Genomic DNA, 11,445 nt, shown 5'->3' with positions numbered 1-11,445 from the left:
GTCTGCATTGCGGGGCTTTTTCGTACCTGTCGATCAGACGCTGAGAATCCAGTCGTAATCGACGATCAGCGGCGCATGCTGGGAGAAGCGCGGCTGGCGTGGCAGGCGCGCGCTTCGCACGCTGCGACGCATGCCCGGTGTGAGCAGCTGGTAGTCGAAGCGGTAACCCAGGTTGAGCATTTCCGCCTGCTCGTTATCCGGCCACCAGCTGAACTGGTCGCCTTCGCGGCTGACTTCGCGCAGGGCATCGACATAGCCCATGTTGCCGATCACCTCATCCATCCAGGCACGCTCGGGTGCCAGGAAGCCCGGTGATTGCTGGCAGTCACGCCAGTTCTTCACATCCATCTTCTGGTGCGCCACGTGCAGCGAGCCGCAGTAGATGTACTCGCGACGCTTGCGGCGTTGCTTGTCCAGATAATGGGTGAAGTCGTCCATGAACTTGAATTTCTGATTCAAGCTCTCGTCGCCGTCACGCCCGCTCGGCAGCAGCAGAGTGGCGATACTTACCTTGTCGAAATCTGCCTGCAGGTAGCGCCCGTAGCGATCGGCCATCTCGAAGCCGAGGCCGCTGATCACCGCCTTGGGTTGCAATCGCGAGTAGAGCGCCACGCCACCTTGGCTGGGCACTTCACCGTCGCATGCATAGAGGAAATAACCATCCAGCTGGAAGGCTTGGTCGTCCATTTCAAAGGCGGAGGCACGGGTGTCTTGCAGGCAGATCACGTCGGCATTCTGGGCTTGCAGCCAGCTGAGCAAACCTCGCTCGGCCGCAGCCTGAATACCATTCACGTTCACACTGATGATCCGCATAAATGGCCCCCAAAAACACGTGCGTGTATGATACCCGAGCTCACCTCAATTAGCTAAATCCGTGCCGTCCGGGACTTTTTCATGCAAGCGTACCAGCGCGATTTCATTCGCTTCGCCATCGAACGCGGGGTTCTGCGTTTCGGCCAGTTCACCCTCAAGTCCGGGCGTACCAGCCCTTATTTCTTCAATGCCGGCCTGTTCGACAGCGGTCTGGCGCTGGCTCAGCTGGGGCGTTTTTACGCGGCTGCGATCGTCGACAGCGGTATCGACTTCGACGTGCTGTTCGGGCCGGCCTACAAGGGTATTCCGCTGGCGGCGACCACTGCCGTGGCGCTGGCCGAGCATCATCAGCGCGATCTGCCCTGGTGCTTCAACCGCAAGGAAGCCAAGGATCACGGCGAGGGCGGCACTCTGGTCGGTGCGCCGCTCAAGGGCCGTGTGCTGATCGTCGATGATGTGATCACCGCCGGCACCGCCATTCGCGAAGTGATGCAGATCATCCAGGGCCAGGGCGCGCAGGCCGCCGGCACCCTCATCGCGTTGAACCGTCAGGAGCGCGGCCAGGGCGAGCTTTCCGCCATCCAGGAAGCCGAGCGCGACTTCGGCATGCCGGTAGTGAGCATCGTGTCACTGCAGCAGGTACTGGAATATCTGGCAGGTGATGCTGAACTGAAGCAATATCTGCCGGCTGTCGAAGCCTATCGCACCGAATACGGAATCTAGCCCTAGCACAAGGTCGTCCTATGCCTGCACCGCTCCTGACCCGCTGTACGCTGCTCTGTAGTCTGCTGCTGCCGTTGTCCGGAGTGGCCGCCGAGCTGTATCGCTATGTCGACGACAAGGGCGTGACGGTGCTCAGCCGCCAGGGTGTGCCACCGGAGTTCATCGGCAAGGGTTATGAAGTGCTCAATGACCAGGGCCGCGTCGTGCGTGTGATTCCGCCGGCGCCGACGCCGGAGGAGTTTGCCCGCATGCAGGCGGACAAGGCGCGCGCCAGCAGCGATGCTCAGCTGCTGCGCCTGTATACCAATCTCGATGACGTCGACCGCGCCCGCGAACGCAAGCTGGCCGAGCTCGACAGCGTCACCAGCGTGGCTCGCGGCAATCTGCAGTCGGTGCGCACTCAGCAGGCCAACCTGCAGAGCCAGGCCGCCGATCACGAACGTGCCGGGCGCCCGGTGCCTGAGCATTTGCTGGTGCAGATCAATAACCTCAAGGAAGAACAGCAGCGTCTGCAGCGCGACATCGCCCGCTACAAGGAGACGCGCACCCAGGCCGAAGCGGGTTTCGCCGCTGATCGCGCACGTCTGGCCGAGCTGTTTGGCGAGCCGCAGAAAAAGCCTTAAGGCTCGGTAATTCAGCTCTGCGGCTGAGTCTTCTCGAAACTCCCGATCTTTTCTCTGAGCCACTGCGGCAGCGGCGCACTGCTGCGTGTCGCGCTGTCGGCGTGCACGTAGACGATTTCGCCGCTGGTCAGTAGCTCGCCGTCACGCCAGATGCCAAGGGCGAACGTCAGGCTGGAGCGACCCAGGCGTGCACTGCGGATGCCGATCTGTAGCTCATCGTCGAAGCGTGCCGGGGCGTGGTATTCGAGCAAGGTGCGGATGGCGAAGAAATCGCCGCCGTCCTGGGCCAGGTCACCGGGGTAGGCGACGCCGAGGGCGCGAAAGTACTCGGTGATGGCAACATCGGCGTAGGTCAGGTAGTGGCCGTTGAAGACGATGCTTTGCGGGTCGACCTCGGCCCAGCGCACGCGCAACGGATGGAAGAAGGTGAACTGGCTGGCTTCGGGCTGACTGCTCATGGGCGTTCCTTATCAGGGGTGCCTGGCGAGCGTGCTTGTAGAGGGGGATTACCGCAAGTTCGAGTTGGCGTGCGGATGGGCTGCGATAAGGCTGCTCGATGGTTTGGGTAGGGTACGCTATGCGCACCGCTCGGGTCGCCATGCGTACACGCGTGGGGGATTCGTGGTGCCCACCGGGCACCCCGCTCCGCGCCCCGGCCTGATCGCTAGCGATCAGGCGCTCATCGGTGCAGGAAGCAGTGCTTCCAAAGGCGCGCCTCTTCGCCCCGCAAGCGGGAGAGGGTCAGCAGAAGGCCGCGTTGCGGCCGCTGTTCAGGGGCGTTTGCGGTTGGTAATCAGGGTGCCGACGCCGGTGTCGGTGAAGATTTCCAGCAGCACTGCGTTGGGCACACGGCCGTCGACGATGTGCGCGGCGGTGACGCCGCCCTGCACGGCTTCCAGGGCGCACTTGATCTTCGGCAGCATGCCGCCGTAGATGGTGCCGTCAGCGATCAGGCCATCGACCTGCTCGGTCGTCAGGCCGGTGAGCACTTCACCCTGCTTGTTCATCAGGCCGGCGATGTTGGTCAGCAGCATCAGCTTCTCGGCCTTCAGCGCCTCGGCAACCTTGCCGGCCACCAGGTCGGCGTTGATGTTGTAGGACTCGCCGTCCTGGCCGACGCCGATCGGCGCGATGACCGGGATGAAGTTGCCCTTGACCAGCATGTTCAGCAGCTCGGTATTGACCCCGGTGACCTCGCCGACATGACCGATGTCGATGATCTCGGGCTGAGTCATTTCCGGCGTCTGACGGGTGACCTTGAGCTTCTTCGCGCGGATCAGGCCGGCATCCTTGCCGGTCAGGCCGATGGCGCTGCCGCCATGCTGGTTGATCAGGTTGACGATGCTCTTGTTGACCTGGCCGCCGAGCACCATTTCCACCACGTCCATGGTGGCGGTGTCGGTGACGCGCATGCCATCGATGAAGTGGCTTTCGATGGACAGCCGCTTGAGCAGATCGCCGATTTGCGGGCCGCCACCGTGTACCACCACCGGGTTGATGCCGACCGCCTTCATCAGCACGATGTCGCGGGCGAAGCCCTGCTTGAGTTCCTCGCTTTCCATGGCGTTGCCGCCGTACTTGATCACCAGGGTCTTGCCGACGAAGCGGCGGATATAGGGCAGGGCTTCGGACAGTACCTTGGCAACCTGGGCGGCGGCGTCACGCTCGAGGGTCATGCAGGGGGCTCCTGGAACAATCGATCAGAATGGTAGTTGCAGGTCGGGGGCGACCTTGAGCAGTTGGGCGCGGAAGACATCCTGGATGCGCTCCAGCTCTTCCTGGGTGTCGGCCTCGAAGCGCAGCACCAGCACCGGCGTGGTGTTGGACGCGCGAATCAGGCCCCAGCCCTTGGGATAGTCGACGCGTACACCGTCGATGCTGGTGATGTTCGCCTCGCCCCACTGACCTTCACGCTGCAGACGTTCGATCATGCCGAACTTGGTCTGCTCGGTGACCTTGATGTTGATCTCCGGCGTGGAAATATCGCTGGGGAAGGCGCTGAACACCTGTTCGGCGTTGCGTTTCTCGAGGCTGAGGATTTCCAGCAGGCGCGCGGCGCTATAGATGCCGTCGTCGAAACCGTACCAGCGTTCCTTGAAGAAGATGTGACCGCTCATCTCGCCTGCCAGCAGGGCGCCGGTTTCCTTCATCTTCTTCTTGATCAGCGAATGGCCGGTCTTCCACATCACCGGACGGCCACCGTAGCCGCTGATCAGGGGGGTCAGGCGACGGGTGCATTTGACGTCGAAGATGATGTCGGCACCGGGGTTGCGCGAGACCACGTCCTTGGCGAACAGCATCAGCAGGCGGTCCGGGTAGACGATGGTGCCGGTGTTGGTCACTACGCCGACGCGGTCGCCGTCGCCATCGAAGGCCAGGCCGAGGTCGGCGTTCTCGGATTTCACACGGGCGATCAGATCGACCAGGTTCTCCGGCTTGCCCGGGTCTGGGTGGTGATTGGGGAAGGTGCCATCCACTTCGCAGAACAGCGGGATCACGCTGCAGCCGAGGGCTTCGATCAGTTGCGGGGCGATCACGCCAGCAGCGCCGTTGCCGCAGTCGACCACCACCTTGAGCGGCTTGGCCAGGGCGATGTCGTCACGGATGGTCTTGAAGTAGCGCGGCAGCACGTCGACCTGCTGCACGCTGCCGACGCCCGTGGCCAGCTCGTTGTTGTCCAGGCGGGTCTTCAGTGCCTGGATCTGCTCGTTGGCCAGGGTGTCGCCAGCGATGATGATCTTGAAGCCGTTGTAGTCCGGCGGGTTGTGGCTGCCGGTCAGCATCACGGCCGAACGGCCTTCCAGCACGTTGGCGGCAAAGTACACCACCGGTGTCGGCACCATGCCGATGTCGGTGACTTCGCAGCCGCAGTCGAGCAGGCCCTGTACCAGTTGCTGCAGCAGTTCGGGGCCTGACAGGCGGCCATCACGGCCGACGACGACCTTGGGCTCGCCCTGGGCCAGGCTCTGCGAGCCGATGGCGCGGCCGATCCAGTAGGCGTATTCGGCGGTCAGGGTGTCACCTACCACGCCACGAATGTCGTAGGCGCGGAAGATGTCGGCGGGGAGTTTCGGGGCGCTTTGGCTAGTGCTCATTGCGGGGCTCTGCTCCAGTCCCAGGAGATCCTGGTCTTCATCGAGAATGTCGATATCGAGGATATCGGTGTCCTGAAACAGCGGGTCGACCAGCTCGGCAGGTTTGCTGACCGGCTGAACGGCGGGGGCCGCGGCTGTTTCTGTAACGGCGGTATTGCTGCCTTCAGGGCTACTGCGACGCGGCAGGCGCGCCAGACTCTGGGCCAGCGTATCGAGTGCCGGTACGCTGAGGCTGAAGGCTTTGACGGTCTTGCCGGCAGAGAGTTCTTTCAGCATTTGTCCGAGCTGCTGTGCATCGCCATTGACGCGTCGCTGCAGGGCGCCCTGCACCAGAATCAGACCGATCAGGGCGCCGCCCAATGCCAGCAGGAGCGCCAGGCCGAGCATGGAGGCAGGGACGCTGCTCTGCGCCAGGGCCGGACCGGGGGTAAAGCTGATCTTCCAGTACGGATTGCCGGTGGCGAAGGTCTGCGCCGCGCCGTCGCCCGCCTGGCCGCGTTGCAGCAGCACCTGCTCCGGGGTGTTGGCGAACTGCTGGATCAGCTGCACCTGGCCATATTCGGCAGGCAGCGCTGGCAGGGCGGCGAGCAGGCGTTGCAGGTCGAAGGCCAGCAGCAAGGTGCCCTGGGCCGGCTGGTTCTCGCCGACGCGCAGCACCACGGCGCTGTAGGCCAGCCAGCGCTGGCCGACCCGGTAGGCTTCGACGGCAGGCTGCTGGCCGCTTTCGGCGCGGCGCAGCAGGTCCAGACCGGCGAAGTTCATCGGTGCACTGCGGCTGGTGTTCTGTACGGCTTCGCCGCGGCGGTTGAGATGGGCGTCGATCACACCGTCCCAGTAGCCCAGGCGCCGCTCGGCCTGGTTGACCTGAAGATTGTCGCCGCTCTGCAGTGCTTGCAGCAGCTCAGGGTTGCGCGCGGCAGCGAGGCTGTCGGCCTGCATCTGCTTCAGCGCCTGTTGCACGGCGGCCGCCTGGCTGCCGCCGAGGGCCTGGGTCAGCTCGGTCTGGCGCGCCTGGAGGCTGCTGCCTTCGGCGAACCAGAGCAATGCTCCGCCTGCACCAATGCCGATCAGGGCGGCCAGCAGGCCTGGCAGCAGCGTGCCCAGCGAGGGACCGGCGGCCTTGCGCTTGGGCTGGTCCGGTACCAGGCTGGCGGCGCTATCGACTTCCTTGGCAGTACGCTTGAAGAGTTTCACGTAGGCGCTCCTCGGCGGGTCGTCCTGTGGGGTATGAGTCAGTGACTACCGGAGTGGCCGAAGCCGCCAGCGCCACGTTGGGTCTCGTCGAACTGCTCGACCAGCTCGAAATGCGCCTGAACCACCGGCACCAGCACCAGTTGCGCGATACGCTCGCCGATGGCGATGGTGAAAGGCGTCTGGCCGCGGTTCCAGCACGACACCATCAGCTCGCCCTGGTAGTCGGAGTCGATCAGGCCGACCAGGTTGCCGAGCACGATGCCGTGTTTGTGGCCGAGGCCCGAGCGCGGCAGGATCATGGCTGCCAGACCCGGATCGCCGATGTAGATCGACAGACCGGTGGGGATCAGTACGGTCTGCCCCGGTTCGAGGACGATGTCCTCCTTGAGCATGGCGCGCAGGTCGAGGCCGGCGGAACCGGGCGTGGCGTATTGCGGCAGCGGGAATTCCTGGCCGAGGCGGGGATTGAGGATCTTGGCTTGCAGAGCGTGCATGGTCAGTTCTTGTTCAGTCGTTCGGCGATAAGGGTGATCAACTGGCGGGCGATCTTGCCCTTGCTGGTCTGGGCAAAGCTGATTTGCTGCAGCCCTCGGTCGATCACGGTGATGGCGTTCTCTTCACTATTGAAGCCGATGCTGGGGTTAGCCACATCATTGGCGACGATCAGGTCGAGATTCTTGTCGCGCAGCTTGCGCGAGGCGTATTCGAGCAGGTTCTCGGTCTCGGCGGCGAAGCCCACGCTGAAGGGCCGGTCGTCGCGGCCGGCGATGGTGGCGAGGATATCGGGGTTGCGCACCATTTGCAGGAGCATCCCTTCGCCACTGGAGGGGTCTTTCTTCAATTTGTGCTGTGCGACCACTTCCGGGCGGTAGTCGGCCACTGCGGCAGCGGCGATCAGCACGTCGCAGGGCATCGCCGCTTCGCAGGCCGCGAGCATGTCGCGAGCGCTGACCACGTCGATGCGGCTGACCCGATCCGGCGTCGGCAAGTGCACCGGCCCGCTGACCAAGGTGACCTTGGCTCCGGCCTCGGCAGCGGCTTCGGCCAGGGCGAAGCCCATCTTGCCGGAGCTGTGGTTGGTGATGTAGCGCACCGGGTCGATGTTTTCCTGGGTCGGGCCGGCGGTGATCAGAACGTGCAGGCCTTCGAGCGCCTGACGCTGGAAGCAGTCGGCGGCCAGGTTGGCCAGATCATTGGGTTCGAGCATGCGGCCGAGGCCGACGTCGCCGCAGGCCTGGCTTCCGGAGGCTGGGCCGAACAGGCGCATGCCGCGCTGCTGCAACAGCTCGAGGTTGGCCTGGGTGGCATCGTCGCGCCACATGGCCTGATTCATCGCCGGGGCCAGGGCGATCGGCGCATCGGTGGCCAGTACCAGGGTGGTCAGCAGGTCGTTGGCCACGCCCTGGGCCAGGCGCGCGATCAGGTCGGCGGTGGCCGGGGCGATGAGGATCAGGTCGGCCCAGCGTGCCAGTTCGATATGGCCCATCGCCGCTTCGGCGGCCGGGTCGAGCAGATCGAGATGAACCGGGTGGCCGGACAGCGCCTGCAGGGTCAGCGGGGTAATGAACTCGCGGCCGCCCTGGGTCATGACCACGCGGACTTCGGCGCCCTGATCCTTCAGCCGGCGAACCAGTTCGGCGCTCTTGTAGGCAGCAATACCGCCCCCCACGCCGACGATGATGCGTTTGCGATACAGCCGCTGCATAGGCTTGCCTTTTATAAACCGGTGGATGTGCGCCACGTGACCAACGCCTCCCCAGGCCGGCCCCGTGTAAAAAGATGGGCTACGATAGCACAGCGCCTATAACGGAAGCAGTGGGCGCCTGGCTCAACATGGAGGTGCCGATGAGCATTCGTGACTGGCCCGCGGCAGAGCGTCCGCGGGAAAAACTGCTGGAGCAGGGCGCGGCCTCGCTGACCGACGCCGAGCTGCTGGCGATCTTTCTGCGCACCGGGGTGACCGGCAAGAGTGCGGTGGACCTGGCGCGCTATCTGCTCAGCGAATTCGGCAGCCTGAGAACCCTGCTGGAAGCCGATCTGACTGGCTTCAGCCAGCACCTCGGGCTCGGTCCGGCCAAGTACGCGCAGTTGCAGGCCGTGCTGGAAATGTCGCGGCGGCATCTGGCCGAGCGCCTGCGCCGCGACTCGGCGCTGGAAAGCCCGCAGGCGGTGCGCGACTACCTCAAGGCGCAACTGCGCCACGAACCGCATGAGGTATTCGGCTGCCTGTTCCTCGATGCCAAGCACCGCGTGCTGGCCTTCGAGGTGCTGTTTCGCGGCAGCATCGACAGCGCCAGCGTTTATCCCAGGCAGGTGGTCAAACGCTCGCTGGCCAACAATGCCGCCGCCGTCATCCTCACCCATAACCATCCATCGGGCGTGTCGGAACCCAGCCAGGCCGACCGCGTGCTGACCCAGCGGCTCAAGGATGCGCTGGCGCTGGTGGAGGTGCGCGTGCTCGATCACTTCATAGTCGGTGACGGCGAGCCGCTGTCGATGGCCGAGCTGGGCTGGATGTAGGGCGGCGCACTGACGGTAGGAGCGGATTTATCCGCGATCCTGGCGGCTCGGGGCCGGACCCATCGCGGATAAATCCGCTCCTACATTGCGTAGGGTGGGCTTTAGCCCACCATGTCGACGGCTCACGGCGCCATTTGTACCGAGGCAAAATCCTGCCGGCCGAACGGGCTGACTTTGTAGCCCTGTACCTTTTCGCTGAGAAGGGCGAAGGCGGTGGGGTGAGCCAGCGGCAGCCACAGCGCCTGCTTCTGGATGATTTTCTGCGCCTGGTGATAAAGGCGGCTGCGCTCGGTCTGGTCGCTGCTGGCCTTGCCATCGGCAATCAGTTTATCCAGCGCCTCGTCGCAGTAGCGGGCGAAGTTCAGCCCGGACTCGACCGAAGCGCAGGAAAACTGCGGAGTGAGGAAGTTGTCCGGGTCGCCGTTGTCACCGGCCCAACCCATGAACAGCAGGTCATGCTCGCCGGCCTTGGCGCGGCGGATCAGCTCGCCCCATTCGATCACGCGGATTTCGGCGTCGATGCCGAACTTGGCCAGATCGGCCTGCAGCAGTTGCGCACCGAGGCTGGGGTTGGGGTTGAGCAGGCTGCCGCTGGGGCGCGTCCAGATGGTGGTCTTGAAGCCGTCGGGCAGACCGGCTTCGCTCAGCAGGGCGCGAGCTTTCTCGGGATCATGGGCGTAGCCGGGCAGTTCACTGGCATAACTCCAGGTGTTCGGTGGGTAAGAACCATCGGCCGGCTCGGCGCTGCCCTCGAACACGGCCTTGACGTAGCTGGCCTTGTCGAAGGCCAGGTTGATCGCCTGGCGCACCTGCGGTTTGTCCAGCGGTGGGTGCTGGCTGTTGATGCCAACGAAGGCGGTCATGAACGCGGCGGTCTGTGCGCTTTTCAGTTTGGTGTCGCTGGCGATGGCCTGGACGTCCTGCGGCTTGGGCGACAGGGCGACCAGGCATTCGCCACGGCGCAGTTTCTGCAGGCGCACGTTACTGTCCGGGGTGATGGCGAAGATCACCCGATCCACGCCCGGCTTGCCGGCGAAATACTCCGGGTTGGCCCGGTAGCGCACTACGGCGTCCTTCTGGAAACGCTCGAAGACGAACGGGCCGCTGCCCACTGGCGCGCTGTTGAGCTTCTGCGGGGTGCCGGCAGCCATCAGTTGGTCGGCGTATTCGGCGGAATAGATCGAGGCGAAGCCCATGCTCAGGGTGGCAAGGAAGGTGGCATCGCGGCGGTTCAGGGTGATACGTACGCTATGCGAATCCGGCGCCTCGATCTTGGCGATCAGGCTGGGCCACTGCATCGACTGGGCGTGTGGATAGCCGCTGACGGCGACCTTGTGCCAGGGATGCCCGGGGTCGAGCATGCGCCGGAAGCTGAACACCACGTCCTGAGCCTCGAGGTGGCGGCTGGGGCTGAAGTCGGCGCTGTGGTGAAACTGCACGTCGTCACGCAGGGTGAAATCGTAGACCAGGCCGTCGTCGGAGACCGTCCAGCTGCGCGCCAGGCTCGGCAGCAGCTTGCCCTGCTCGGCGTCGAACTCCACCAGGCGGTTCATCAGCATGTCGGCGGAGGCGTTGGTGGTGGTCAGCGAGTTGTACTGCACCACATCGAAGCCTTCCGGACTGGCCTCGGTGCATACGCTGAGGGTGGCGGCCTGGGCCAGTAGCGGGGTGCACAGCAAAGTGGCGAGTAACAGACGCATGGCGGACTCCTTGTTCCCTGTGGAACGCTAAGCTTGCAACCCTAGTCGATTTGCGCGGGCATGAATACCGGGAGAAGGCGACGAGCGGTCGAATCTTGATCAGCCCCCAGAACCCCGGCCCCCGGGCAGTCTGCGTAGCAGGGCCAGTGTTTTATCCTACGGTTTTCCTTGTTGCTCCCTGGGCTTTCTGGTATAAAGCAGCGCTCTTTTCTAGGGGCCCGGTTCTTGCGCTATCCAGTGCGCCCGGTAAGACCCTCGAGAAACGCGGCGCTGAGCGCCAATGACATTGAGTTTAAGCGGCCAACCCATGCCGGGTTGGGCATGTGGTTTTAGAGGGCTGAGGCATGTCGAGAGTCTGTCAAGTTACCGGTAAGGGTCCGGTAACCGGGAACAACATTTCCCACGCAAACAACAAAACCCGTCGTCGTTTCCTGCCGAACCTGCAGCACCATCGCTTCTGGGTCGAGTCCGAGAAGCGCTTCGTGCGTCTGCGCGTTTCTGCCAAGGGCATGCGCGTCATCGACAAGCGTGGCATCGACGTAGTGCTGGCTGAGCTGCGCGCTCGCGGCGAAAAGGTTTAAGGAGAGAGTCATGCGTGAACTGATCCGTTTGGTGTCCAGCGCCGGTACCGGCCACTTCTACACCACCGACAAGAACAAGCGCACCACCCCCGACAAGATCGAAATCAAGAAATTCGATCCGGTCGTACGCAAGCACGTGATGTACAAGGAAGCCAAGATCAAGTAATTGATCGGCTGCCTGTCGAAGAAGCCCGCC

At 63.9% G+C, this 11,445-nt stretch carries 12 protein-coding genes; 5 read left to right on the top strand and 7 right to left on the bottom strand.

The window, feature by feature from the left end:
• Positions 1-33: 33 nt before the first annotated feature.
• Positions 34-813: a catabolite repression control protein Crc gene (gene crc / locus GYB81_RS15880; RefSeq protein ID WP_024310048.1), complete on the bottom strand. Its 780-nt coding sequence runs from the start codon at positions 811-813 to the stop codon at positions 34-36.
• Between the two features lie 81 nt (positions 814-894).
• Here crc and pyrE point away from each other — a divergent pair, with 81 nt between their 5' ends.
• Together pyrE and GYB81_RS15870 are read left to right on the top strand one after the other, a co-directional pair.
• Positions 895-1,536 carry an orotate phosphoribosyltransferase gene (gene pyrE / locus GYB81_RS15875; RefSeq protein ID WP_161867597.1) on the top strand — a complete coding sequence of 214 codons (642 nt, stop codon included), beginning with the start codon at positions 895-897 and terminating at the stop codon, positions 1,534-1,536.
• A 20-nt stretch (positions 1,537-1,556) separates the two neighbouring features.
• Positions 1,557-2,159 carry a DUF4124 domain-containing protein gene (locus tag GYB81_RS15870; protein ID WP_092378686.1) on the top strand — a complete coding sequence of 201 codons (603 nt, stop codon included), beginning with the start codon at positions 1,557-1,559 and terminating at the stop codon, positions 2,157-2,159.
• A gap of 11 nt (positions 2,160-2,170) precedes the next feature.
• Here GYB81_RS15870 and GYB81_RS15865 read toward each other — a convergent pair whose 3' ends face one another.
• The 5 genes from GYB81_RS15865 to coaBC form a co-directional block, all read right to left on the bottom strand.
• Positions 2,171-2,617: an acyl-CoA thioesterase gene (locus GYB81_RS15865; RefSeq protein WP_161867598.1), complete on the bottom strand. Its 447-nt coding sequence runs from the start codon at positions 2,615-2,617 to the stop codon at positions 2,171-2,173.
• 312 nt (positions 2,618-2,929) lie between these two features.
• Positions 2,930-3,835: an acetylglutamate kinase gene (gene argB, locus GYB81_RS15860; protein ID WP_024310044.1), complete on the bottom strand. Its 906-nt coding sequence runs from the start codon at positions 3,833-3,835 to the stop codon at positions 2,930-2,932.
• Between the two features lie 24 nt (positions 3,836-3,859).
• Positions 3,860-5,254: a phosphomannomutase/phosphoglucomutase gene (gene algC / locus GYB81_RS24575; protein ID WP_212632029.1), complete on the bottom strand. Its 1,395-nt coding sequence runs from the start codon at positions 5,252-5,254 to the stop codon at positions 3,860-3,862.
• A gap of 1,232 nt (positions 5,255-6,486) precedes the next feature.
• Positions 6,487-6,942: a dUTP diphosphatase gene (dut, locus tag GYB81_RS15850; protein WP_161867600.1), complete on the bottom strand. Its 456-nt coding sequence runs from the start codon at positions 6,940-6,942 to the stop codon at positions 6,487-6,489.
• A 2-nt stretch (positions 6,943-6,944) separates the two neighbouring features.
• Positions 6,945-8,153 carry a bifunctional phosphopantothenoylcysteine decarboxylase/phosphopantothenate--cysteine ligase CoaBC gene (gene coaBC / locus GYB81_RS15845; RefSeq protein ID WP_092378677.1) on the bottom strand — a complete coding sequence of 403 codons (1,209 nt, stop codon included), beginning with the start codon at positions 8,151-8,153 and terminating at the stop codon, positions 6,945-6,947.
• A gap of 140 nt (positions 8,154-8,293) precedes the next feature.
• On the opposite strand from coaBC, the gene radC reads away from it, so the two are divergent.
• A complete protein-coding gene (gene radC / locus GYB81_RS15840) occupies positions 8,294-8,968 on the top strand; it encodes a RadC family protein (RefSeq protein ID WP_161867601.1) in 675 nt (224 codons plus the stop codon).
• A 122-nt stretch (positions 8,969-9,090) separates the two neighbouring features.
• On the opposite strand, the gene GYB81_RS15835 is transcribed toward radC, so the two are convergent.
• Positions 9,091-10,668: an ABC transporter substrate-binding protein gene (locus GYB81_RS15835; protein ID WP_161867602.1), complete on the bottom strand. Its 1,578-nt coding sequence runs from the start codon at positions 10,666-10,668 to the stop codon at positions 9,091-9,093.
• 344 nt (positions 10,669-11,012) lie between these two features.
• On the opposite strand from GYB81_RS15835, the gene rpmB reads away from it, so the two are divergent.
• Together rpmB and rpmG are read left to right on the top strand one after the other, a co-directional pair.
• Positions 11,013-11,249, top strand: a complete 237-nt coding sequence (rpmB, locus tag GYB81_RS15830) for a 50S ribosomal protein L28 (protein WP_003242523.1) — start codon at positions 11,013-11,015, stop codon at positions 11,247-11,249.
• A 10-nt stretch (positions 11,250-11,259) separates the two neighbouring features.
• A complete protein-coding gene (gene rpmG / locus GYB81_RS15825; protein ID WP_003464575.1) occupies positions 11,260-11,415 on the top strand; it encodes a 50S ribosomal protein L33 in 156 nt (51 codons plus the stop codon).
• Positions 11,416-11,445 lie beyond the last annotated feature (30 nt).

This window comes from Pseudomonas yangonensis (assembly GCF_009932725.1).
Classification (GTDB): Bacteria; Pseudomonadota; Gammaproteobacteria; order Pseudomonadales; family Pseudomonadaceae; genus Aquipseudomonas; species Aquipseudomonas yangonensis.
This window is presented reverse-complemented; position numbering and strand designations above follow the sequence as displayed.